Genomic DNA, 26439 nt, shown 5'->3' on the forward strand with positions numbered 1-26439 from the left:
AAAGGAATTTAAACGTAATTCCGTTAGTCCTCACAGGTCGGTACTGTTCACTGAAAGGCCGCAAAACTATACTCAATTATCGCTCGCTATCTTTTGAGATATTCAACAATGCAGAACAAAAAGACGATCGCCATTGGCATCCTTGGGTCAAAGCTTGACCGCGTCGGCAAGGGGGAGCAACGCTGGAACAAATGGCGCCCCACCCTCTCGCTGTGCCAGCAGCCCGACCTGGTGATCGATCGCCTGGAACTGATTCACGGCGAAGCGCGCTGGGACATCGATCTCGCTCTGAAAATAGCGGCTGATATCGCCCAAGTCTCGCCGGAGACCGAGGTTCGCCTGCATACCATGGCGATGCGAAACCCCTGGGACTTCGAAGAGGTCTACGCCGCACTGCATGATTTCGCGGCTGACTACCCGTTCGATACGGAGGATGAGGATTATCTCGTTCACATCACGACGGGCACCCATGTCCAGCAAATCGTCTGGTTCCTGCTGGCCGAGTCCCGGCACATCCCTGCCAGGCTGATACAGACGCAGCCGAGCGGGTTGCGCGATGATGATTCAGGGCCAGCAGGCAAACACGTCATCACCGACCTCGACCTTCAACGCTACGACCAGATCGCAAAGCGATTCCAAGCCGAGCGCCTGGAAGGCACGGAACTGCTCAAGTCCGGTATTGCGACCCGCAACGCGGCGTTCAACCGGACGATAGAACAGATCGAACGGGTCGCCGTGCGATCCCGGGCGCCGATCTTGATTAGCGGCCCCACCGGCGCAGGCAAGTCCCTTCTCGCGCGGCAGATCTACGAGCTCAAACGGGGCCGCCACCAGATAGACGGTCCGTTCGTCGAGGTGAACTGCGCCACGTTGCGCGGTGATACCGCGATGTCGACGTTGTTCGGTCATACGAAAGGCGCGTTCACCGGCGCTCAACAGGCTCGCGAGGGCTTGCTGCGCTCGGCACACAAGGGCGTCCTGTTCCTCGACGAGATCGGAGAATTACCGCTCGACGAACAAGCAATACTGCTGAAAGCGATCGAGGAAAAAAAGTTCCTGCCGATGGGCTCCGACAAGGAAGTCGAATCTGACTTCACGCTGATAGCGGGCACCAATAGGGACCTTCACGAGCGCGTTGCCGAAGGCCTGTTCCGCGAAGACCTGTTGGCCAGGATTAACATCTGGACGTTTGCACTGCCCGGACTGGCCAGCCGGAGCGAGGACATCGAACCGAACATCGATTTCGAATTGCAGCGATATGCCAGAGACCACGGTCAGCTGGTTCGCTTCAACACCGAAGCTCGGCGCCGATACCTTTCCTTTGCGACCGCCAGGGATGCCGCCTGGCCAGGAAACTTCCGACAGCTCTCTGCTTCGATCACTCGCATGGCTACACTGGCTGACAGTGGACGCATCGACATGGCGCTAGTGGAGGACGAGCTGGAGCGACTGCGCCTGGATTGGCGGATACCGACCGCACCGGACCCATTGTCAGAGCACTTGGCAAAGGCCGGTCTTGAGATCGACTTGTTTGATCGGCTGCAACTGGAATCGGTCCTGAAGGTCTGCAGCACAGCGGCAAGCCAGGCGGATGCCGGTCGCAAACTCTTTTCACAGAGCCGATCGGTCAAGTCATCGAGTAACGACTCCGATCGAATTCGAAAATTCCTGGCGCGATTCAACATCACCTGGAACCAGGTCCATGAGCTTCTGGGGCATCGTCATGGAGCAAGTTGATACGCGCCTTGGCTTCGCCGCCAGACCACAGTCCATGGGTTTCAGCATCAGAACCACTCCCTGCGCTCAACCAGTGTGTGGCGGATCAATTCGACGAGCATCTGCACCTGCGGCGTCTGCTGGACCTCGGAGCCCACAGCCAGCCACAGATGACGCTGCATCGGCTGGTCGAACAGTCCCGGCAAGCCCACCAGGCCACGGTCGAAACGGCTCATGTACTGCGGCAACAGGCCAATGCAGGCGCTGCAGCGGATCATCTCCAGCATCAGTCCATAGGATTGCACTTGCACGACGCCAGCGTGGCGCTGCTCCACCAGGGCATTCCATGGCGTGAAGCTGTCCAGCTGCCGGTCAGCCTGCCATTGCACCAGCAGGTAATCATTCAAATCATCCAGCCGGCCCGGACGGGTGGCCGGCCGCGAATAGCGTTTGGCAATGTGCGGCAGGTAATCCAAGCGCGCCAACCGCTCCGGCGCCTGCGTTGGAAAACTCGGCCCAGGCGCCGATCCCTGTGGATCACTCAGCCACAGCGCCAGGTCGGCGTTGACGGCCTGCAACGCCAGCTCGCTATCCAGGGTGATGATTTGCAGTCGCACGCTGGCGTTGCGGCGCAGCAACGAGATCAGGTCGCGGCCCAGAATGTCATGCAGGATCGACTCGGCGACAGCGAGGCGGATCAGCGGTTGACCGGCAAGCGGCGGCGGGTCGTCCTCGACCAGCGTGAGCAAGCGTTTCTGCAACTGCCGACCTTCGCGACTGAGGGTCAAGGTGGTGCCCTGGAAGCTGAACAACGACTGCTGCAGGCGTGCTTCCAGTCGGGCCAATTGTTTTCGCAGCCAGGAGGTCTTAACGTTCAAGCTACGGGCCGCCTGCATGAAACAGCCGCAACGGGCGCTGACCAGAAAGCACTGTGCCACCTGGGGGTCGATGCTGACGGCGAGGGACAGCCAGGACTCGGGGGGGCGCAAGGGCGCGCGGTATCCGGTGACAGCCAGGCGTCCTGCGGGCTCGGTGAATGACATTGTTGACTCCCTGTCGTTTTTTGGAAAAGCGGTACTGCCAATCTTCCCGGTGGCGAGGGAACAAACCTCCTCGCCACAAAAATCAGCGCCGATGGTTACAACGCCTCCTCCAGCACTTTGCTCAACTGCGCGCCATCAATGCTCAACGTCGCGGTGTCGAGCATGCCGTCCAGGTAGGCCTTGGCAATCTGTTCCTGGCGCTGGGCACGCAAGGCCTGGGTCAGGCGCTCGCGCACTTCATCCAGGCTGGCTTGCCGAGGCGGTTGCTGCTCGGTGAGTTTGATCACGTGAAACCCCGCCGCGCTCTGCACCGGATCCGACACCGCCCCCACCTTCAACCGCATCACCGCTTCGCGGACTGTGGGCAGCAGTTGCTGCAAGGGCTGGAAACCGTTGTCGCCGCCGCGCTCGGCACTGGCGCGGTCCTGGGAGAAGCGGCTGGCCAGCGCGGCGAATTCAGCCGGTGAGGCCTGGGCCTTTTTGCTCAGCTCCACGGCTTGCCGGCGTACCGCTTCCACCGTCTGCGGTTCGGTCGCCGCGAGAAAGATCTGGCTCACCCGATACAGCGCTGGCGCAGTCCAGTTGGCTTTCCCCGCCTCGTAGGCCTGCTTCAGTTCCTCTTCGCTGGGATACCCCGCCGGCACCTGGCTGACCGACTGCAGGTAATCACGAAAGACAATCTGCTCGGTAGCCGCCCGGGTCTGGCGCTCCACCTCCGGTCGCTGCCGCCAGCCCTGGGCATCGGCCTGTTCCAGCACGGCCTTTTCCGCCAGCCGCGCGCGGATCCAGCCTTCCAGTGCAGCCCGGTTGCCGCGCATCTGCTGGCGAACCTCGGGCGCCAGCCCGGCGAGCAGGGTCTTCAACTCTTCAGGGCTGACCTGTTGACTGCCCAATCGCGCCAGGCTCGGCGAGTCGGTTGTCGCCACGGCGGCCGTCTGCACCGCCGCGACCGGATCGTTGCCGGGGCGCAAGCCGAGAGTGACAGCGACGGCCACCAGGCCCAGCGCCGTGGCGCTGATGACAAAGGTTGGCTTCTTCACAGTGCAGCGGCCTCCTCCCGAACGGCTTCAGCAGGCTCGGCGGCGCTGTCCATCCGCGCCGCGTTCTGGCTGAATTCGCGCAGGTAAACGATGAACTCCTGAAGCAGACGGTCCCACAGTTCCAGGTTGCTGCGCAGGTGCTCGGCGCTGACACCGGCCGCCACCACCACGTCCATTTCCATGACCAGGAACTCGCTCTGCGCCGACAACCGGGCGAAGCGCCGCGAGGCGTTCCACAGCTCCGCCAGCCCGGCCGGCAACTCACCCTGCACGCGCAACGCACAGCTGAAGGTGAAATCCAGGTATTGACCCGGCGTGGGCGTTGGATTGCCGAAACGCACCGCGTAGCCGATGCCCTGGCTGGCGCTGAGCAGTTGCACGATGCCGTTCTGCTCGGTTTCGTTGACCCGATAACCGGCGGCTTGCAACACCTCGGTGAGGGACTGGGGCGTGACGTGTTCAATCAATGCAGTCATGGACGGTTCATCCTTGCTATCAATGGGTGATCGAGGCCTGGGGGGCGTCGAAACGGTTCTTGTAGAGTTCGTCGCCAAAGCCCTGGGCCAGCTCTTCGAAGCGCACCCGGGCCTTGCCGGCGAATGGCTGGCGGATTTTCATGACGTCAGCCATGTCGATGGTCTCGTAGGCATGCAGCACCTCCTTGGCGACTTCGTACATCTGTTGATTCTTGACCGAACATTGCTGCACTTGTGTGTCACGTTCATGCAGCTGAGCCTCGAGACGGGTCCGTTCGGCTTCCTTGCCACGGGCCAGGACCAGCAGTTCGTCATAAGCCTTCTTGAACTTGCCGATCTGTTCGTGACTGGCCGCGACCTGAGCCTGGGCCTGGCTTTGCAGGCTTTCCTGGCGCCCGGTCAATTGCTCGATCACGCCTTGGGCCTTGGCCAGTTCGGCGCTCAAGCGCGTGGCCTGCCCCTCGGCTTCCTTGGCCCGGTTTTCCGCCGCCTGCCGGGCGGCACTGGCCTGGGCCTGTTCACTCTGCAAGGCCTGCAACTGGGCGGTGGTGCTGCGCAATTGCGCCCGCAGGCGTTCTTCCAGGCCTTCACCGTGGGCACTACCGCTCAGCAACGGACCGAGCAGCAGGCCCAGCAACAACGCGGCCGGACAAGGGTTGATGGCTCGCCTTTTCATGAGGCCTCCCGGCGCTTAGAAGCGCGTGTTGATTTCAAGCTGCAAGACATCGATGTCGTACGGCGCGCCGTAGACTGCTTCGGAACTCAGCCAGCGACCGGTCGCGAAGACGTTGCTCGCCAAGCCGTAGTTGCCGCCCAGGAAATACCCCTTGGCGTTGGTACCGCCCAGGTGGAACGACGAATCGTTGAAGCCATCCGGCAAGGCGTCCGGCTGGATGTACTTGTAGCCAGCGAACAGGTTCCAGTCGCCCTCGCGCTTGAGTTCCAACGAGTTGCCGAGGGTGAACTGGAGCATCCAGGCGTTGGCGCCGCTTTCCACCTCGCCGTTCTCGTCCAGGTTGTTGGCGAACTGGCCTGCGGAGCGCTTGCGCATCTCGCCCTCGTCGTAGCCCAGGTTGTGAACGTAATGGGCCTGGCTGCGCAGCTTCAGGTCTTCGGGCAGGTCGGTGTCCCAGGCAAAGTTCAGGTCCAACAGGTTGAACTCCGAGGCCAGGCCGACGTATTGCGGCTGTGGCGTGGTGGCCGGATTAAGCGGATTGGCCGTGATGTCGCGCAGCAGGAACACAGTGTTGCCCTTCTGCATGAACGCCACCCGTGAACCGTCGCTGTCGCACCCGGGATCACCCGCCCAGGGCTGGCACGGCGAAGAACGCTGGCCTTCGATGTCGTCGAAGCGGTAATAGGCCACCGCCCCCTTGATCCGGTTGCTGTCGTTGATGGCCCAGTTGGCCCCCAGTTGCGCGCCGTACAGCCACTTGTTATCGCTTTCTTCCTTGTCACTGCCGTTGCTGGTGCTGGTGTCGTTGGTGTACTCCACCGGGAACGCGCCGACGGTGCCGAACAGGCCCCAGTCCTGACTGAGCTTGTGGTTGAAGTTCGCCGCCACGCCATCGAAATTCAGATCACCGGAATACAACAGGTCGGTGGAGAAAAACGGGTTGGCGAAACGCCCGCCGGTCAGGGTCAATTCGTCCGAGGGCTTCCAGGTCAGGTAGCCCTGGTCGAGCCAGATGTCTTTTTTGCCAAAGCCGCCACCCAGGGTCTGGGTAGTGGACACCGGATTGTTGTCCGAGCCGGTGCCGATGCGGATGCCCGCCGTCCATTGCGGAGCGATCACCGCCTTCATGCCCAGGCGGGCGCGCAGACGGAACAGGTTTTCCCGGTCTTCGCGGGTATTGAGCAACGGTGGCAGGCTGGAGCTGCTGTTGGGATTGACGTCGTAAGGTCCCTTGTCATTGAGTCGGGCGAAGTCGACGATCTCGTTGCTGTTGGTGCCCGAGTAATAGCGCGACTCATCCCGCAAGCGAATGTCGCCATTGAAACTGATGCGCGAGACCCAGTCCGGGAACGTGTTGGGCTGGGCCCAGTTTTCCTGCTTGGCGGTGGCCATCACTTCAGCCTTGACCTGATCGCGGATCTGCTCGCGCACGATGTTCGGCACATACTGCACCCGCACATCGCCCGGGGCGCCGCTGGGGGCGACGACCGCGGTGGCAGCCTGGCGGGCCTGCACGGCTTCACGCTCGGCCTGGGCGATCAGGGCATCGGCCTGATCCTGCTTCACCACGCCCTGCTGCACCAGCAGACGGATCAGATTGATCGTGGCGTTTTCCGAAGGCGCCGGGGCCGCCGACGCGTGCCCGGCCAGGCTCAAGACAACCAGGCCGACCGCCCACGACAATCGATTCACATTGGCAATCATCAGCACACAACTCCTGTTGGCAAACTTTGAAGAATTCGGGTTAGCCCGGACGCCGTCCCTGCAAGGACAGGCGCACGGGCAAGGTCAGGGAGGCCGGTGGCCGTTCACTCAAATGGGGCGCGGCCCGCAGGGCGGAAATCACTTGCTCGTCCACTTGCGGGTTGCCGCTGGACTTGACCAGCTCGACGCGGGTGATTTCGCCCACGGCACTGAGCCAGACATCGGCTTGCAGCGAGAACGCCAGGCTGCGCAAATCGGGGTTCTCCCGCAGCAGGCGCTGAAAGGTGAACGCCAGGAACTGGCTGTAGGTGCCGTTGCCCAGGCGCCCGCCTCCAGCCCCGGCCATGCCGCCGCCCTTGCCGGCGCCGATGTTGAAAGCGTCGTTGCCGGACTGGGCATCGCCGTCCATCTGCATCGGGTTCGCCAGGTCATCCACCGGCGACGGTGGTGCCTCTTCCTCGGGCTTGACCTCTTCGGGCTCCGGGGTCGGCTCTGGCTCGACCACTTTCTCCTCGACCTTGGGTTCCGGCTCCTTGGGTTTTTCCGGGGGCGGCGGTGGGGGTGGTGGGAGCGGGATGATGGTCGGCACCTTCGGCGCTTCACGGCGCACGCCGCTCATATCGTTGACCCACTGCCACAGCAGCCAGGCGGCCACGGCCGCCAGCGCCAGGCCGAGGGCCCACTTGAGCAGGCGCAGCGGCGAGCGCTTCACCGGGGGTGGATTGACGGGAAGTCTGGCGGTCATGATCAGCCCTGGCTCGGTTTGCCGGTCACCAGACCGACCTGGGACAATTCCAGACGCCGTAACAGGTCCAGTACTTCAATGACTTTCTGGTACTGCACCGTCGCGTCGCCACGCACGATCACCGGAAAGTCCGGGCTCTGGGCCTTCTCGATACGCAGGCGTTCCTCCAGCTCGGCCAGGGTCACCGGGTAGGCATCGAGGAACACCTGGCCACCGTCGTTCACCGAAATTGCCTTGGTCTTGGCCTCCGACAGCGACACCGAGGCGCTGGCCTTGGGCAAGTTGATCTGGATACCCGAGACCTGGGCCGTGGCGGTGAGGATGAACATCACCAGCACCACCATGAGTACGTCCACCAGGGGCGTGATGTTGATGCTGTCGACTGCCGCATCATCGTCGTCATCGTGTGAAGCATTGACGCTAGCCATGGCGATGCTCCTCAGGCCGGTACGGACGATTGGATGTGATGGTCGCGGCGATGAACCGCTTCACCGGATTGGCCTTCACCGTGCATTTCCGCCAGGCGCGTAATGAACTCGTCGACGAACACCCGCATGTCGGCGCTGACTTCCTTGTTGCGGGTGATCAGGCGGTTGTAGCCGAACAGTGCCGGAATCGCGACGAACAGGCCCATGGCGGTGGCGAGCAAGGCCGCGGCCATGCCCGGGGCGATGGCGTTGATGTTGACGTCGCCGGCCATGGCCGTGCCGAGGAACACCACCATGATCCCCAGCACGGTGCCGAGCAGGCCGATGTACGGACCGCCGGCGATGGCGTTGGACAAGGTCGAGAGCTTCGAACTCAGTGCCTGGTTTTCACGGGTGCGCACGCCGTCCATGGAACAGCGGATCGCCTCGATGGTGGCCGCCGAGACCGACGAGGTATCGGCGCCCTGCTCGCGACGGGTGCGGATTTCCTTGACCGCCACCAGGTACAGCCGCCACAGGGACGAGTGTTGCAGGCGCTGGGCGAGTTCCTGGTCGTCGGCGAACATTTCCAGGCGCGTGCCGATCCTGGCGAACTGCTCGCGGAAGGCTTCGTTGGCGACGCTGAGGCGGCTGACCATACGGTTCTTGCGGATCATGATGATCCACGACTGGAACATCATCAGCACCAGCACAGCGATGATCACCCAGGCGTCCAGCGGCACGGCGTTGAGCAGGAAACCCAGGCTGCCAAAACCGAACCCGGACTGTTCTTCATCGACACCGTAGGCCACCAACTTGGACTCGGCGCCCTGGGCATTGGCGTCAGCCAGGAGCAGCGGCGCCGGCCGGGCGACCTTGGACAGGCGCGCCTCGTCCATGGCCCCGTTGAACGGCGCGAAGGGACCGGCGATAACATCCGCCCCCAGGGCGATTGGCGAGTTGAACGCCGGCATCGCCAGCGCCAGGCTCGCGGCTTCACGCCCATTGACGTACAGCACGACCCGATCACCCGAGGCGGTCACCGCCAGGTGCTGCCATTGACCAGGGTTCAGCGGCTGAGTCGAGACCGCACGCTGGTTATCGATCGCCACGAACGGCACGCCCTGATTGACCCCAACCAGCAGACTGGCGGCTTCGCGACGGGCCAGGACGATCTGTTCGCCGCTGGCCTGGTCCTGGCGCAACCAGGTGCTGAAGGTAAACGCCGCGCCGGCGTTGTGTTGCAACGAAGGACTGGCGGGTAACAGCAGCGGCTGGCCATTGAACTGCAAGGCCCGTCCGATCACGCCGTCAATAGTCGCACCCGCCGCGCCCTGGGCATTGTTGCCGTAAGCCGTGGTGTCCTTGGGCGGCACGCCGGTGGCCGTGTCGAAGTGGTACAGCGCGGTGTAGTCCGGGTCGAAGGCCAGTTGGCCGCTGGAGGTGGCTGCGGCTTTCGGGTTGCCGTAGTACATCCACAAGTCCTGGCGCTGGCCGCCCTCCAGGTTCGGCACGTCGACCCAAATCAACGCCATGCCCATCAACGGGTCGAAGCTTTCGATCTGGTGATTGAGCACGGTCTTGTCGTCGGCACTGACGAAACGCAGGTCCGAACCGTCGTCCTTGACTCCGTCGAAGGTGAAATTGCCGGTGTGCAGGCGCACCAGCAATGCCGTGCGGCCCAGCGCCTGAGCGATGGCCGCGCCCTGTGGCGTGGTGTCCACCGAGATCTGTTTGCGGTAATGCCAGTCGTCCTGCCACCAGGCGTTGGCGGTCGCCGGAAGCAGCAGCCCCAGGCAGATCAACAGCGGTATGAATAAGCGTTGCATGGACATGACTCCTGGGTTCAAAACGTCGCTTGCAGGTTGAAGTGCAGGCGCGACTCCTGTTTCGTGGTATTCGGCCCGTCGAGCAGCGGGTAGCCCCAATCGAGGCTGCCGGACAACCATTTGCTCAAGCTCGCGCGGGTGCCGAGGCCGACGCTCGCGAGGCTGTAATCGGGATCCTGGTCGGGCAGTTCATCGCGCAGGTACAACCGCGCCCCCTCGGCGAAGGCGTAGAAACGCCACTCCTGGACATAGGTGCCGAGAAACTTGGCAAGGGATGGCGTGCGAAGCTCCTGGGACAGCAGATAGCCGTCGTCACCGGTACGCTCGGCGGCCAGGTAGCCACGCACCGACGTAGCGCCACCGGCAGAGAACTGTTCGTTGGAAACCAGCGGCCCGGACGCCAGCTGGAAGGCAGCCTTGGAAGCGGTCTGCCAGTCGTTGGCGAAGGTGAAGGTGTAGTTGCCGTCGCCCTTGAGCACCGCGAAACTGGGGCTGGCGCGATAGCGCTTGTAGTCGAATTCTTCGTCGGAGCTGCCATAACCCAGCAGGCCGCGGGTACCCGCCACCAGGCTCAGGCCCAGCCCCAACTGGCTGGCTTCGGTGTAGCGAAAGCCGTTGTAGGCGAAGGTGAACGGTGCGTACTTGAGCGGTGCCTTGTCGCTGGCGCCGCCCAGGTTGAGCTCTTCGTCGAAGTCCTTGAAATCCACCCCGACCGAAAAGCTGTTGGCCCATGCGCCGCTGGACGGCAGGCTGTAGATCGCCGACACCCCATAGGAATGGCCCTTGCCCAACACGTTGCTACCGCCGACGGTCGCCACGTTGCTGTCAGACTGGTAGCCGGAGAACTGCACGCTCCAGCGCTCGCTCAACGGCGCGGTGTAGGAGCCTGACCAGACCTTGGCGTTTTCGGTGTCCTGGGGGGCGGTGAAGAAGGTCAGCGAAACACTGTGGCCCAGTTGCCAGAGATTGTTGTAGCCCAGGCTGGCGACCGAGCGCAGCTTTTCGGTGTCGGCGCTGTAGTCGTTGTTCAAGCCCAGGCTGGCCTGCCAGGGGTCCTGGTCTTCGACCTGCAAGTCCACGTCCATGGTGCCGGGCCGCTGTCCTTCGCGCACCTGGGGCATCACCTGGCGTCCCGGGGTTTTATTCAGTTGCGCCAGCTCGGCCTGGACTTGGGCGAAGTCCGGCACCTCGCCTTCCTTGAGCGCTGGGACGTCTTCGCGGATTTCCACGGGCGAATAATGCTTGGCGCCGACCACCCGCACCCGGCCCACCTTGGTCTCGCTGACCTGCAGGTAGACGATGCCGTCCTCGACTTTCTGCTCCGGCAACTCCACGAACACCGACTGGTAGCCGCGAGCCTGATAGACCTTCTGCAGCGCCTCGCGGGCGCCTTCGATGTCGTTCAAGGTCTTTTGCGGGCCCAGGAACGGGTACACCGCTTCCTCGATCGCCCGGGCATCGAGCACCGTATTGCCCCGCACGAAATACTCGTTCACGTCCACCAGGCGAGCCGGCGCCGCTTCGACCTCCGGCTCTCCTTCTGCCGCATAGGCTGACGGCCCCCCGACCATCAGCAACAGCCAGCCCCACAATGCTGGCCGCAATTTGAAGAAATGCTCCACATCACCCCCTGAATTCAAGATACGGCTCAATTGCTTGCGGTCGATGTCGAGGCATGTCGGGCCAGCCAGGTGTGCAGCAGCGCGAAGTTCAAGGAGAACTCCGGCATTTGCAGCAAGGCGCCACAGAACACTTCACCGATGATTTTCTCGATGAGCCGCACCGCCCGCCCATCGCCCAGCAGCGTGGCGAGGTCCTTGCTCAGGACGTTGAAGCTCCAGACCTTCTGATTCAGGTCCAGGCCGACGAACCAGCGGAACAGCAGGTTGTAATTGAGTTGTTCGTAGAGTTGCTGCTCGCTGGGCACCGAATAGAGCAGTTGCAGCAGCAGGATGTGCATGGCCGTTTGCGGTGCGATCAGCATGCCGGCATCGGCATTGAGGCCCTGCAGTACGTCGCGGTGTTCGGCCAGCAGGTCGTCGATCTGTGGCCGTAACAGCACCAGGGAATGACCCTGGGGGATGTAGCTGGACACCTCCTTGAGCGCGCCCTGCCAATCATCCTGGGAAACGATCCAGACCCACGGCGCGCCGTAGCGATACACCGAGACCGGCTGCTTGCGCGCCGCCTCGACGATTTTCGACAGCCGCTGGTCGAGCTCCTGCATGCCCACTTTCGAATAACGTTCCATAGTTCCCATCGCCTCACTCCCGGCTTCGCGCCCCGGTTCCAAACGACCTGAAAGGTCCCCTCGAACACGTCACACAGGCATGACGGGAATGGCGATGTGCTACCGAACTTTTGTCATGAAAGCTTCATTTCGCGGAGTGAGGCGAGGAGCTTGCGCCCCCTCTCTGTGGCGAGGGGATTTATCCCCGCTGGGCTGCGCAGCGGCCCCCAAACCAGGCAACTCGGTGTGTCAGGAAAATTGAGTTGACTGCCTGGGGCCGCTACGCAGCCCAGTGGGGATAAATCCCCTCGCCACAGAGCCTTGTTACCAGCGCAGCGTCGTCGGGCACTACAAGCTCAAGCGCCCCCGCTCCTCCTCGGTCAACCGCTGCCGCGCCTGCTCATCCAGCGGCCCCGCGCCCAGTACCTGCACGGGACTGGTCGGATCATAGCTGCGTGGCGCCTCACGACTGGCACCGTCGCGCGATGGCGCCAGTTGCTCCGAACCGAAACTCACCACTTGCACGGTAAACACCGACGCCTGGTTCTGCCGCGCCGCGTTCTGCTGCTGGCGCGCCACGTCCTCCGCCGCTTGTGTCGCGGAAGACGCCGCCGAACTGGCCGAGGTGATGGCCCCGGTGTTCACCGAAGCCGCCAACGGCACCCCGGTGGACTTGCCCTGGGTCTGGATGTTGGCCGCGTTCACCACAGTCAACGCCGCAATGTTCACGTTGCCCGACACCCGAATCCCCGCCTCGCCCGCATCGATGGTGCCCAGCGGCGCGATCAGGTCGATATCCCCCGGTGCCACTTCGGGAATCGGGTTGAGGGTGGCGATACCGGCACCGGTGCTCGGCACCGACGGCGACAACGTCACGTTGCCCCAGGTGTCGTACAAGCGCTTGGGCGGTGTGTAGACCACGGTGGTCTTCGAACCACGGCCGGCGTTGATATCGCCCTGGGCCGACCAGCCGAGAATCGAGCCACCGAAGGTGGTCATGATCCGGCTCTGCCCCAGCAGGATGCTGTTCTGCGCATACAGCTGGATATCGCCCTCGCCTTGGGTAATGACCCCGGCGGTGGATGGCGGCGCGTTGCCCTCGATGCCGAAGGTCTGCCCGCCGCCCGGCGTGAGCATCTGGATACCGCCACCGAAATCGGTGTGCACCCCCGCCCCGCCGAACATCGTGATATCGCCCTTGTAGGTGATCGGATTGCCCGCCACGTCCTTGGTCGGGAACAGCAGCGCAATAGCCTCCCGGCCTCGCAGGTAGCTCCCTTGGCGCACGCCGCCGGCCTCGTTGTACTCGCGGCCAGCGGCCTTGAGTTCGGCGAAGTACACATCGCGGGCAAATACCCGCTGCTGCTCCGCCGGCAGCCCCGCGAAGAAGTTGCGGGCCTGTTCGGTGTCGCCGCTGAAGCCGAAGCGCTCCTCGAGCCAGTCCACCAACTCGGCCTCGTAGGTCTTGGCAACCTTGCCGTCCTGGCTCGCCAATGGCACACCGGCCAGGGCCTGGTTCGCCGGGTCCAGGTAGGCTTTGACGAAGCGCTGGTAATCCGCGCCGTCGAGGCCCGCGCCGGCTTGCAGCACCAGGCTCGCCCCAGGGCGCGAATCCCCCGGCACCACGGCGCCGATGCTGTTGATGCTGACCTTGTCGTCCATCAGGATGTTGCGCCCGGCGGTGATCTCCAGCAGGCCGGGGCCGGCGACGTTGAAACTGCTGTAGAGGATGTCGCGCCCGGCCGAGACGATGGAGATGTCGGTGGGGTTGTTGTGGATGAAGAGGTTGCCGGTGCTGGTGTAATTCCCCGCTTCGGCGTTGATGTTGTTCCGAGAGCCGCCCAGGGGTATCCCGCTGCTGACGATGTCTCGCCCAGCCATCATCCGTACAGTGCCAGCACCTTCGTAGGCGATTCGCCCCGGCCATCTGCCTACGGAGGCTGATGCCATGGACCGTCCGGTGGTGACTGCCAGCAAGTCGCCTTCCAGTGCATAGAAGCGCGCAGGATCGTCATTGAGGGCCCATTCACCGGAGGCGCTGCTGGTGTCGAAGGCAAGCAGCGGCAACAGGTTCGAACTCAAGCGCACGGGATTACCATCGGCCGAAAGGTTGCTGGCCTTGATGCTGATGCCCCCATCGACCGACGCTGCATAGGCCGGCCGCAACGGCGTCGCCAAGGCAGTCGATGCGGCACCGGAACGACTGACTGACATGTCGCCGCCGTAGATGGAGTCGCCAGCCATGAATTGCAGTTCACTGTTTTTGCCGGGAGCGAGCAGCAGGGCCGGGCGATTTTCGCCGTTGTAGCCTGTTCCGTCCCATACCGTGGACTGCCCGTAGTAAAGACTGCCATTGGCCGCCACCGCCCTCAGGATCGAGGGATAGACCACGGCCAGATCCGTCTCGACCCCTGACACCACAGGTGTCAGATTGCCTCCCGACGACCACAGGTCAATCGCCGTATTGGCTGTCCATAACGAAAACCAGCTCACACCGGATCCGTTAGTCTGGCCATCCTTGAAGGGCGACACGCTCATCATCGGCGTCCGGCCCGGGTCTGCTACATCCGTCACCACCAGATCGCCCGACGTCGCCAGATCGAAAGTGGCATCACCCGGCATCAGTGTGAGTCCGCCTGTGGGCAGGCTTCGTGTCGCTCTGAAGGAATCGTATGCCCGGGTTTCGCCAGGGGATTGTGCCGAAGCGAGATTGCCATAGCGCAGGTCGATTCGGCCGATGGCGCCGCTATCGATTTGAGCGTGCCCCCGCAGGTTGATCAGCGCGCCGTTGAGATGACCATTCGTGAACGAACTGCCGGGATTCAAGCCACCGCCCACCCGCAGATTGAGATCACCGCCGCCGGTCAGTTGCAGGCTGCCGTCAGCACTCACGCGCCCGGTGCTGCCCACGGCAAGCACCAGCCCTTGACTACGGCTGTTGCTGCGCGGTTCAAGAAGACTCCCCGCCATTTGATCGATGACCCCGGCATCGCCTGCGACCTGAACATTCAGGTTACCGCCGCCCAGGGTGCCGAAGCCGGTGAAGCCCACCATCAGGTCGGCCTTGCCATTTTGTACGGCGGTGTAGCTACCAAAATTGATCCACCAAGCGGTGGGTTGTGCCTGCGTGCCGGTTGCGACTGAGCCATTGCCCTGGCGCCAGAGCCAGTTGCCAGGATTAACCGTGTCGTAACCAACGTCTCCCCCATTGGGCCGCCCAGCATTGGTTCTCGATACGTCCAGGCTATTGCCGGTCAGATCGCCGCCGACCTTCAAACTCAGGTTCCCACCAAAGTCCGGGTACCAGGCGCGATAGAGACTGTTGCTACCGCCATCCACGAACTGCTCGTTTTCACCCAGCGCGTCATTGAGCACCTTGCCCGCCGCCCCACGCGCCTTGGGTTGGTTGTACGGGTCGTTGGCATAAGTTTCGCTGGCTGAACTGCCGGCGGTGTAGACGCCATACAGCGAGTCCATTTTCAGATCGCCCGCAGACAATAGTTCCAGGTCCGCTGCGCCCGTGCGAATGACACTCCAACGTTGGCTGCCGACTTTGTACTCGGCTTGTCCCGAGGCTTGGCAATACGTTGGATTGTCCGTGCACATCTCAGGCCAGCCGATGGCATCGAAATCAATTGGCTGACCGGCGAGACTCGGATCCCCCCATTCGATAGCCCCTACCTCAGTCCAGATATATCCGCTGCTGGCCTTGCAAAAATCCGGTATCTCAGTACATAGCCCAGGGTAACCAATCGCCTCGAAGTCAATCGGTTTGCCAGCCATGCTAGTGTCGCCAAAAAAATCCAGTGATCCTGCTTCGGTCCACAGCATTTCACTGGCCTTGGGCGCGCCAAACATGCCGTAATGACTGTCAGCCAAATGCAGATCTCCGCCAGTCGTCACAGGCTGCACGACCCGACTGTCCGCCGCCTGCGTATCGGCACCCGCCACCAGTCGCAATGACCAGGACTGCGAGCCCTCGGCCAGCATCGGCGCGATGGCCCAGTTGCTGCCCGCCACTTCCGGACGCAGTTGCACCGATTCGACCCCGGTCGGCAACTTGATGTCGGTGCCCGACGGGATCTTCGACCCGATGCTCAGCGGCAGTTCACCATTGAGGCGCTGTACATTGGTCAAACCGTTGCTCGCGCCCGCAATGCCTGGCAGTGCGACGCCTTTGGGCCAGATCAGGTTTCGTACCGTGACGCTGCTGCTCATCAGGCTGCCGGCCCCGAACACCGTTCCCGCGTCAAAAGTCTGGGTCGTCGGCAACAAGGTGCCGGCCGCAAACAACAGGTTGCCCGAGGCATCGTGCACCGCCGCAGCCAGCACCGTGCCGGCCGGCAGTTCCAGTGGCTGGTCGAGCGTCGCCGCCACTGGCAGCCGCGTTCCCGCCGCCAACGTGGCGCCCTTGAGCGGCACGTCGAAATTGAGTACCGAACCGGCCGGAAACGCCGTGCCGTCCGCCAGGGTCACGCCGGTACCGGGCACGACGATATCGCCCGCTGCGAAATCAATCCCCGGCAACAGCACCCAGCCCTTGTCATCGTTGCTGGCCGGTGGCTGGGCAAATCCGTCGGTGATGCTGCCGTAGATGTTCAGGTCGCCGCCGGCCCGCAGTGTCAGACTGGCGGACTCACCGGAACCGTAGACGTTGGCATCCAGGACGTTATGCGGATTGAGGCTCGCATAGCGATAGCGCGACAGGTCCAGATCGCCCTGGACCACCAGATCGCCATCGGCGGTCGCGCTCACCACCTCCACGCCTGGGCGCAGATGGAACACATCGCGATAGCGGCTGTTGTTCAGCCCGGCGAGTTTGTGTTGCAACAGATCGGTGTTGTCGAGGGCGTTGGTGATGAAGGCAGTGTTGTCGTCATGCACCCCTTCCAGCCACGCTTGATTGATGACCTGATAAGGCTTGCCGCTGGCCGCCGGTACGTTGACCAGCGGCGCGTCGCTGTACTGCCACGTGGCAACCACCGCGATCGAACGAGCGCCTTGTACGTCCAGGGCGCCGCTGGCGTCGATCGCCACGTCGCCCCCGGACACGCCGCCCAGTCGCGGTGCGCTGAGTTGCAACGTTCCGCGAGGCCGACCGTCATTCATGCCGGACGAATTGCCCTGCGCGACCTCGGTACCGTGACGCAGGTCGATACGCACGCCGTTACCCAGGGTCAGCAGCCCTTCCCTGGCGGTCAAATCAACGATGGCGCGGTTCGGTGAATCGATGATCTTGCCGTAGCTGTCCACCCGCAGGCGGCGGCCATGGGCATCGAGCACAGCGCCGTCGCCCAGGGTCAGGGCGTGCCCGGCGGCCAGATGGATACTGCCGACGCGCTCGCCACTGGCGTCCACCTTGCCGTTGACCAACAGGCTGCCGTTGTCCAGGGACACGTCGATGGACGAGGCCCGGAGCTCGTTGCCAATCACCAGATCGCCCTGCTTGAGCTGGAAACCGCGGGAGCCGAACACCTGCCCGTCATTCAACCGCTGGTTCAACGCCGCGAACTGCGCACTGAGATTGCCGTTGCCACCCAGACGCTGAGCCTGGATCTCCACGCCACCGGCCAAATACGGCATGTCGGTACCGCCGGCGTCATATTCGCCCGTGCTGGTGCCCAGGATCCGTCCTTGCAGATCGACGACTCCCGCCGTGCTGCCCAGGGCCACGGCACTGAGCCGACCGGCCTGATTGTGGCGGGCCGAGAGGTCGATGCTCGAGCCATCCGCCTGGCGGATGCTGCCGTTGCGGCTTTGCAGGATCACCTCGCCACCGGCGCTGTAGCGCGTGACATCGTTGAAGGTCAGCGTGCGGCCGGCCACATCGATCAGCGCCTCATCGGCCAGGTTCAGATCATCCGTCGCGCTGAGGGTCACTTTGCCGCTGGGCAGTATGATCGCGCTGGCGAGGTTGAGGCTCGCGCCCTTGAGGGACAACTCGCCGCCAAGTCCCGAAACGGTGCCCGGCTTGGCGGTTGTTCCCGCCACATTGAGGGCTCCGCCTGCCGTGATGCGGTTGACCGATCCGGCTTCACCGGTCAGCAACGGGGTGAGGATATTCAGGTTGCCGCCGCTGTAGGCATAACCCGTTTTTGCGTCATAGGCCCCTTGGCTCTGATACACCGCCAGGCTGCCCTTGTGGTTGGCGGTCAGGCGTTCGCTGGCACGGAGGTTGACGTTGGCGAACCCCAGCGCCAGACGATCCAGGGTGGTGATCGAGCTCGGTTGGGCGAAGTCGCCGTAGCCGAACTCGATGCGCTGGGCCTGGATGTCCAGGCGACCGGCACCGGTGCCGGCCCCGCCGGCAATCACCGAACCCGGCGCGCCGACAGCGCCGTTCCAGATCAGGTTGGTCGTGCGGATGCTCGCCACGTCACCGGCGTTACCAGCGCCATAGAGGGCCGGGGTGCTGAGCATCAAGTTGTTCAGGCGTGACTTGCCCGTCGTGGGGTCATAAGTGTCCAGGCTGACGGTGCCGTAGAAGTTGAGCGCCTGGCTGGCCGACAGCTCCAGGGTTTCCAGGGCCGGGGCGCCGTATTCGGTGTCACCGCGCAGCAGGCGATCGAGCACGGCTTGGCTCAGGGTCAAACCCGCTGGCAAGACGTGGCGCGTCGCCGCGTCGTTCAGGGCCTGGGCGGTGCCGACGTTGATGTTGCTCAGGGCCAGGGTCAAGTGACGGGTGCCGTAGCGCACCTGGTCGTCCAACGCCAGGCTGCTGCCGGAAGCCGCAACGATGCTGCCCTCGGAGTGAATTCGCGTCACGCCGCTGCACGGTGTCAGGCTGCACCCGCCTATGTTGACGCTGCCAGTGGTGCCTGACATAGGGGCCCGTACATTGAGCAAGCCATTGGAAACAGCCAGCAAACTGTAGTTTTGATTTCTCACATCGAGGTTATAGATAAAACCATCACGCGCATCGTAAGCGGCCTTGCCCTGTCCGACGGTGTTGATGGCGGCGCCTTGTTCCACCAACAGTTCCCCCCCATCGGCCAAGAGGAATACCTCAGGCGCCGACAGGGTCGCACCTTCACGCAGCGCGACACTGCGGGATACCCGTTGTGGCGTGATGTACTGACCACCCTGGCCATAGAGGACCGAAAACTGGCCGCCGATCACTTGGCGTGAAGCATTCAACGCATTGAGGCTTTCGGCATTGAGGGTCACGCCCTCGAAGCCGGCCGTAGCCCCTCGCCCCTCGGCAACCACCTCCAGCGCGGTGCCGGTGCTGCCGACTACCGCGACGGAACCGCCATACCCTCCGGCCTGAGGCGCGAACTTGCCGATCCCCTTGAAGGAGAACGCCTGATCTCCTGCGCCCTTTGCCAGGTTCAACTTCAACGTCTTGGCATCGACTGGCAACAGAGCCCTGGGGATACCCAGGCGCGCGGCGTCGGCCACAGCGAACTGGGCGTAGCTGGTTTCGTTGTATTGCGAGTAACGACGCAGCACCTCTCCCGAGGTCAGGATGACTTGGCTGGACAAACTGTTACGTTGCCCGGTATTGGCCACCGACAGCACACCGGCGGTGGTCCAGGACCCGTTGCGCATCTGTTGGGTACCTGAAACGGAGCCTTGCCCCGCCAAGCCATTGATCTCGACCCGGAACGCTCCCGGCAGCAAGGCGTAAGTGGATGGCATCAGCGTATAGGTACCAGCGGCGAGCCCTGGCACACCGGCGCCAATGGTCATTTGCTGACCGACCCTGGGATCCACCGCGCCGCCTTCAGGAGCGACCGGCGCGTACTGGCTCTGGTTGCCCGGCACGATGGCGTAGACCGGGTTGCTGGACAGACCAGGCAAGGTAAAACCACCGTTGGCGCCGATTTGCACCAGCGGGTTGAAACGCGCATCGGTGGAACCGCCGCGGCCCGAGATAAAACCGGCGCCGAGCAACTCACCGCCACCCGAGAGGTCGAGCACCGAGCCTTCCTGCGCCGCCACCGATCGACCACCCAGAATCACGCCGATGTTCAAATCGCCGTTTTCGCTGGGTACCGCGCCTTGCCCCAACAACACGACCTTCTTGCCGGCGTATTCGTAGCTCTGGCCATCGACAGTGCCGCCGTAAGGTAAAACGAGGCCCAGGCCACTGACCGAAGTCAGGCTACCCGGTAACAACTGCACCAGATCAGTGGTGCCGGTGCCGTCGTTGATGCCGACTTCAATCAGCCCCAACGGAGCTCGTACCACACCGCCCTGCTCGATCTTCGCGCTGCCCAGTTGCAAGCGGCCGAATACCGAATAGGGCACTGGCGGCGTGACCTGGGTAGTGCGCTCGATAACCAGACTGCGCGTCGGATCAAAGACCGGGGCATCGGCGCCGATGTATCCCGCCAACACCCGCGCGCCAACGCCGGTCGCCGGGTACAGCTGCGCCGCTCGCAGCAGCATGTCCGAAGGGGTCAGCAATTGAGTGGTGAAACCGGTAGGCAACCCGTCGCTCGAAAGCCCGGCCAGGAATCGAAAATCACCCCGACTGCTTAGCTGAACCTGGTCGAAACCGGCGCGTTCCAGCTCGACCGTACTGCCGTCGGCCTGCCTCACCGTGCCTTTGCTGCTGAACATCACATTGCCCCGCACATCCAGCAGGTCAGCGTTAACGGAAAGCACGGCCTCGTTCGACGACCGCGACACCCCGCCGCCATCGACCACAGGTCGGGTGTAAGGGTCAAAGCTGGGTCGAGTGGCCGTCAGCCCTGTTGCAGCAGACAACAATACATGGGGAGCATTGAGCTGGACCCGAGTGCCGGCAGGCGCAGTTGCGCTCAGTCCAAAGCTGCGGGCATACAGACTCAGGCTTTGTCCGAGGGACATCGACAGGTTGCCATCGACGCTCATCAGGCCGTTGCTCAACAGGGACAGGTTGTCGAAACCGCCTGCCTGGACCTGGTCGACACCTAGCCAACCGTGACCATAAGTCAGCAGGTCCGCCGAGGTTTCAGGCGTAGCGTCCAGCGAATTTTTCTGGGCAACTTGCTCCAACACCAGTTCACGCACGTTCAACACACGGTCATTGACCGCGCTTTTCAAGTAATAGGGGGTTTCCAGCGCCACCGACAAGCTGCCACCTGCCGCCCCTGTGCCCCCCGAACGGGCGCGGAACTCGCCGTCCAGGTACAAACCATTGGCCGACGCCAGCGAAATGCTGCCACCATTGCTCGCCACCAGCGTGCGTCCCTGGCCTGGGATGTCCAGCAGCGCCTGGCTGCCATCTGCTTGCAGACGCGCACCTTCGCGCACCACCACAAACAGTTCGGACGCTGACGTCGATCCTTTCGCGGCATCAATCTGGCCGCCGATGACAATCTGGCCGCCGTCGCGGACCAGGCCATAAGTCTGGCCGCGCATGTCCCGAGCAGTCATGGCCCGGCTCGATACATCGATCAGCGCGTGTTCACCCAGCCAGATGGAGCGACCGTGACCCTGGGCATTGACCTGATCGCGGACCGTATCGTTGACGCTCAACTCGGTCAGGCTGACCCGGCCACCCCAGGCATTGAGCGTGCCATTGACGGTCAATTGCCCGATGCTGCGCACATCGATGCCCTGGCCTGGATCAACGCTGATCACGCTGCCTTTGCCCAGATTCAATACCGTGCTCGCCATGTCGGCGGCGCTGGCGTTCTCGGTGCCAGCATTGAGGCTCAGGCTCGCGCCGCGACGCTGGGTAAGTACCCCCTTGATCGCGTCTTCCTGGTACAGCTCCGGCGTCCAACGCTGCAAGGCAGCGGCCGGCTCCGCATCGCTGCCCGTGCTCAACGCCTGCTCGCCAAAGCGGTACACCGGCATGGTCACATTGACGTGGGTTCCGTCGGCCACCGTCAGGCCCTGGTTGCCGGTGATGTCATAGGCTGAAAAACCCTTGTCGAAGAAATCGCCGCCGAGTTGCAGAGTGCCGGATTCGAGGGGAGCGACGCTGTTGCCGATCAGCACCTTGTTAGCCGCCAGCTTCAAGGTACCGCCACCATTCACACCGGTACCGCGCAGTTCACCGCCCAGGTTCAAGTTGCCGCCTGACGACGCAAGGGTGGCCGCCGTCAGGGTCAAATCACCGCCCTTGCCGCCACGGGTCTTGCCATCGGCCATGACGGCGGCGCCGGAGCTGACGTCGATGACGCTGCCCGAGCGCATATCGATGTCGCCGCCACTGCGCACGGACACGGTGCCGCCATTGATGAACGGCAGGTCCTGCCGGTCGCCCCCCTCCAGCAACAAATTACTCCAACGGCCAGCGGTATTGAGCGTCCGGCCTTCGGCCAATGTGACTTTTGCCCGCTGACCGGCGGCAGGCGCAAGCACGACATCTTCGATCTTGAAATTGTCGGTCCTGACCTGTTTAAGCACGTTGCCCAAGGCAATACGACCACCACGGGCAGTCAGGTCGGCATCCACTTCGACCTGCGGCGCGTAAAGCGTGATGTCACCGCCATCGGCGACCTGGAGTGCGCCCTCGACCTTGATGCCCTCGCGCGCCGCCACCTTGACCGCGCCGAGCTGGAAGCCATTGAGCAGATCGTTATCCAGAACCAGTTTGCCTTGCCGATCAGTGCCGACCACCGAGGTCAGGTCCAGCCCCGCAGCGATCTTATCGGTCACTTTGCCAAGGGTGACCTGATCGAAGGTCGGATTCAGGCCGCTGTTGATCACGCCGCTGGCCTTGTCATAGATCGGCGTGTAGCTACCCACCCACAACTGGGCGCGTCGGGCCACGGCGGTTTGCGATTGCAGGTAGCCATCGAGGTTGAGGTTCGGTGCCTGGGTCTGGCGTTCGCCCTGGTAGACCTCGCCGACGATCTGGCCTTCCAGCACCGCGTTGCGGGTCGACACCACCAGCTTGCCGGCATCGCGCCCCACGGTATAACCCGCTTCGAAGCGCTCGCGCGGAGCGATCAGCGGGTTGTAGTAGTAATCGGTCTGGCCCCAGCGTTGGCTGTGATCTTCATAGCCTTTGTAGAGGCCGGTATAGAGGATGTCCCCCGGCGCCTTGGACACCTCGTACAGCCGACCATTGGCGCCCTTGAGCCAGGACTGGCGCAAGTAGCCACTCTGCACATCCAGGGTGCCGCCGGACAGGTTCAGCTGCGCCGCCTGCTGGGTCACCACATCGTTGCCGGTGAACGTCAGCGTACCGCCCTGGGCCGCCCATTCTCCGAGACTGTGCCCACGGGTGCCCAGGTACCCGCCGACCTCCAGCAAGCCACCCGCCGTGTACCAGCGATCGGTGGCGTAACCGTTGGTGCCCGCCGGGACGTAGATCAAGTCGCGCACGTCGACCCAGATATCGTTGTTGGTGAGTTTTCCGCCCTCGCGGTTGACCGGCGCATCGCGCTGCTCGTTACCCTGCACGTTGACCTTGATGGAATTGGATTCCATCGCCACCTTCACGCCAATGGCGCCGGACACATCGATCACCGCGCCATCGCGCACCAGGCTGCGACCGGCCGCGCTGACCGCGACCTGGCCGCCGGTGGCCAGGGTGATGGAGCCGTTCTGGAAATCGACACTGCCGCCACTGACGATTTCGACCCGCGACTGATCGGTGCGGTCGACCACGCTGCTGAGGTTGTTGAACTGACCGGTGATCAGGTTGTTCGGTGTGCCGTCCAGGCCGGCAGGCCCGGCGTTGCGCTGGCTGTCCAGTGCACTGCCGCCGGCGGCATCGAGCAGCACCGCCGTGGCGCTGCCCTGCCCCAGGGTCACGCTGCCGCTGCTGTCGCTCGCGGCGTTGAGCAGGTGCACAGTGCCGCGGGTGTCCACCGAACTGCTGGCGACGGCGACGCCGTTTTGCTCCACCCGGTGCCCGGTCAGCGTGATGTCGCCAGTGCTCGCCTGGATCAGGCCGCTGTTGATCACCGTGCCGGCGCTGCTGCCCGGCTTGAGCGACGTCGCGACCTCGTTGCCACGGGTAGTGGAGCGCAGGTTGCCACTGGTGCCCTGGCCGCGCCGGATGTAGAAGCTGTCACCCGCCGCCAGGGTGGTCTGGCCCTTGGCGGTGATGATGGAGCCGGCGTTCTCCACTTCCGAGCCCAACAGCAGGGCATAACCACCGCCGGAGGTGGAGGTAGCGGCGCGATGGGTTTCAATCCGTGCGCCGCGCTGCACTTCAACCTTGCCGGCCGCATCGGTGAAGGTCGGCTGGCTGCCGGTGGCATCGACGTACAACCCGCGCTGGCTGAATTGCTCATCGCCGATGTTGGCCGCCACCGCTGCCAGGTTGCGCACATTGACCTGGCTGGTGCCGCTGAAAATGATGCCGTTGCGGTTGACCAGCATCACCGTGCCGTTGCCCTGGATCTGGCCTTGGATCTGGCTCGGTCGCGCCAAGGGATCATTGACCCGGTTGAGCACGGCCCAGTCCGCTTGTTGCTGGAAATCCACCGTGGTATTGCGCCCGACGTTGAAGGTCTCCCAGTTGAGAATCGCCTTGTCGGCGGTCTGCTCGATCTTCACCGTAGTCTTGCCGCCGGCCTGGGTCTGCTGCGGTCCCTTGGCGTTGAGCCAGCCCTGGGTCAGGCTGTTATCGACCTTGAGCCCACCCTCGCCCAGCCCATCCGGCACGACCTGCACCTGCCCAAACGCCGCTTGCCGCCCCGCAGCCTGGGCGGCCTGCTGGGCTGCGATGGCGGCGACGGTGTTGTTCAGGTTGGTCAACGAACGCTGCAACTGCGCATTGGCCCGTTGTTGTTGCGCCAGGGGCGGCGGCATGCCTGGCTGCGCGGTCGTAGGTCGCGTCGCGCCACCGGCCTGGGATGAGCCCTTGGCGGCAAACCAGGCCGAACTGAACGCCGTCGCCGCGTGGGCATTGCCGGCCACCATCAGCAGCGCAATGGCCTGAGCCAACGGTTTGAGTCGCAAGAGCGACAACTCACCATCGCAACGTGGAGCATTCAGGTTCGTCTGGGGTTTGCAGCGCAGCATCCTACTCATCCTTTCGGGTTCGCTCTAAGGGATCGCAACGCAGTGCCATCAAGCTGCCAGCGTTGGTTATAGGGGATAGGCGGTTACAGCCGCTCGGGACCGAACGGATGTCATGAAAATTTCATGTGGCTGTGTCGGTACGGGCGTTACGCAAAAAATCAGCAACGACTGACGTCGTTGCTGATTGATACTGCGTGCCGCTCAGGCGTGGTGTTACAGCGGACGACCAATGCCGTTGCAGACGTTGGTGTTGCCGATGCTTTGAGCGCTGGTGGTGGTCAGGAAGCTGCCACGAATGGCGGACTTCCAGGCGGCTGGCAGCGGTACGAAGCGGTTTGCAGTGATGGCGGCATCGTTGCTGCTGGCTGCCGTGCCGTTGTAGTGACGGGTGAAGAAGTCACGCACTTGCGTGGTTTGTGCAGCGTCGGCATAGCACTGGCTGAAGATCAGGTTGGTGAAGCCCAGGATCGGGTAGCCGGTCGAAGGGTAAGGCACAACACTTGGATCGTTGGGGTTGGTGGTCGCAGCGAACACAGGTACCCAGGCGTTCGGGTTGGCGCGGTTGGCGGCGGCCGGTACGGCGACGGCTGCGATGGCGGCCGACACGTTGGCAGGGGCTGGGGAAATACCGGCAACGCGGGCAACCTTGGTGGCGTCATCCAGGCCGGCCAGGGTGGTAGCGGCGTAATCCGGGCTCATGTAGGTGATACGGCCTTGGGCAGCGTTCAACGCAGTCATCACAGCCTGGCTGCCAGTGGCAGACACGGCGCCGGCCGGCAGGCCACCGCTGTAGCTGGAGGCAAAGTTGGTAGTGATCGCGAACGTGCCGGTTTCAGCGCATTTTGCGTTCAGGAAGCGGGTGAACAACTCACTGGTGCCGCTGCTTTCTGCACGGTAAACCACGGTGATCGTACCGGTACGGCCCGAACCGGTGATCTGGCTCCAGTCGGTCAAACGGCCGGAGAACACACCGCACAGTTGATTGACGCTCAGGTCAACGTTGGCAGTGCCAGTCTTGTTGAACGGAATCGCAACCGAAGTGGCAACCGAAGGCACTTGAATCAAAGGACCCCAGGCAGCACCGTGAGCGGTGACGTAGTTGTTCAGTTCAGTGGTGCTGAGCTTCGAGTCGCTGCCAGCCCAATGCACGTTCTTGCTGGTGTTGCCGGCCACGAACTTGGTGTAGTCGTTGTTCAGGAATGCCAGTTTGCCGTTACCGCTGCCCACGCCGATGTAGGGGGCAAAACCGGCAGTCAGTACGCCGGAAGTCTGGTACAGCGGCTGAGGCAAGGTAGCACCACCGCCGTTGACATCAGCCATGGCGGCCTGAGCGGCGCAGAGGCCGGCGAGGGTCAGGGATACCGCGAGAACGTTGCGCTTAAACATGAAGAATCTCCTTTCATCGTGTTCGTACGTAGGTTGGATGACGCGTGCTTGCCGTCATGGCGCTCGGTCCTGTGCCGTCGGCGATGGGGTGAGGCCATGGGTTAGAAATTCGCAGCTTCCGGTGACAGATAAAGGAAAAAACCTCGGGAGCTGAGGGCCGTTTTCCGAGTTTTTTCCTCGGGTGTTCGAGGGCTCTGGACTAAGACTTCAGGCTGGTTTTGCGGGGATGCGGCAAGGGTTGTCAGCGAAGTCGGCGGCGGGCGGTG

Annotated in this window: 13 protein-coding genes; 1 reads left to right on the forward strand and 12 read right to left on the reverse strand. The window is 63.2% G+C overall.

The window, feature by feature from the left end; genetic code table 11:
• Positions 1–108 precede the first annotated feature (108 nt).
• A complete protein-coding gene (gene rtcR / locus CGA22_RS00405; protein ID WP_041021700.1) occupies positions 109–1737 on the forward strand; it encodes an RNA repair transcriptional activator RtcR in 1629 nt (542 codons plus the stop codon).
• Between the two features lie 47 nt (positions 1738–1784).
• Here the strand turns inward: rtcR and CGA22_RS00410 are convergent, their stop codons facing one another.
• The 12 genes from CGA22_RS00410 to CGA22_RS00465 form a co-directional block, all read right to left on the reverse strand.
• Positions 1785–2759, reverse strand: coding sequence for a LysR family transcriptional regulator (locus CGA22_RS00410; RefSeq protein WP_041021699.1), 975 nt, complete (start codon positions 2757–2759; stop codon positions 1785–1787).
• A 95-nt stretch (positions 2760–2854) separates the two neighbouring features.
• Complete coding sequence (locus CGA22_RS00415) at positions 2855–3799, reverse strand: peptidylprolyl isomerase (protein WP_188258453.1); 945 nt, start codon at positions 3797–3799, stop codon at positions 2855–2857.
• Positions 3796–4275 (reverse strand): YbjN domain-containing protein, encoded by a 480-nt coding sequence (locus CGA22_RS00420; RefSeq protein ID WP_041024044.1) that lies wholly within the window; start codon positions 4273–4275, stop codon positions 3796–3798. Before CGA22_RS00420 ends, CGA22_RS00415 begins: the two co-directional genes overlap by 4 nt.
• A gap of 19 nt (positions 4276–4294) precedes the next feature.
• Positions 4295–4951: a hypothetical protein gene (locus CGA22_RS00425; RefSeq protein WP_041024043.1), complete on the reverse strand. Its 657-nt coding sequence runs from the start codon at positions 4949–4951 to the stop codon at positions 4295–4297.
• 15 nt (positions 4952–4966) lie between these two features.
• Positions 4967–6655 (reverse strand): putative porin, encoded by a 1689-nt coding sequence (locus CGA22_RS00430; protein ID WP_041024042.1) that lies wholly within the window; start codon positions 6653–6655, stop codon positions 4967–4969.
• A 40-nt stretch (positions 6656–6695) separates the two neighbouring features.
• Positions 6696–7400 carry an energy transducer TonB gene (locus tag CGA22_RS00435; RefSeq protein ID WP_041024041.1) on the reverse strand — a complete coding sequence of 235 codons (705 nt, stop codon included), beginning with the start codon at positions 7398–7400 and terminating at the stop codon, positions 6696–6698.
• A gap of 2 nt (positions 7401–7402) precedes the next feature.
• Entirely contained in the window at positions 7403–7828 is a 426-nt protein-coding gene (locus CGA22_RS00440) for an ExbD/TolR family protein (RefSeq protein WP_003201710.1), read from the reverse strand.
• 11 nt (positions 7829–7839) lie between these two features.
• Complete coding sequence (locus tag CGA22_RS00445) at positions 7840–9636, reverse strand: DUF2341 domain-containing protein (protein ID WP_041024040.1); 1797 nt, start codon at positions 9634–9636, stop codon at positions 7840–7842.
• Between the two features lie 17 nt (positions 9637–9653).
• Entirely contained in the window at positions 9654–11258 is a 1605-nt protein-coding gene (locus CGA22_RS00450; protein WP_041024039.1) for a ShlB/FhaC/HecB family hemolysin secretion/activation protein, read from the reverse strand.
• 26 nt (positions 11259–11284) lie between these two features.
• On the reverse strand, positions 11285–11887 hold the full coding sequence (locus tag CGA22_RS27345; protein ID WP_041024038.1) for a transposase: 603 nt from the start codon (positions 11885–11887) through the stop codon (positions 11285–11287).
• Positions 11888–12214: 327 nt separating this feature from the next.
• Positions 12215–24787 (reverse strand): filamentous haemagglutinin family protein, encoded by a 12573-nt coding sequence (locus CGA22_RS00460; RefSeq protein WP_188258454.1) that lies wholly within the window; start codon positions 24785–24787, stop codon positions 12215–12217.
• A 213-nt stretch (positions 24788–25000) separates the two neighbouring features.
• Entirely contained in the window at positions 25001–26173 is a 1173-nt protein-coding gene (locus CGA22_RS00465) for a substrate-binding domain-containing protein (RefSeq protein ID WP_041020962.1), read from the reverse strand.
• Positions 26174–26439 lie beyond the last annotated feature (266 nt).

The sequence above is a fragment of the Pseudomonas sp. PSB18 genome (assembly GCF_014596565.1).
Lineage (GTDB): Bacteria > Pseudomonadota > Gammaproteobacteria > Pseudomonadales > Pseudomonadaceae > Aquipseudomonas.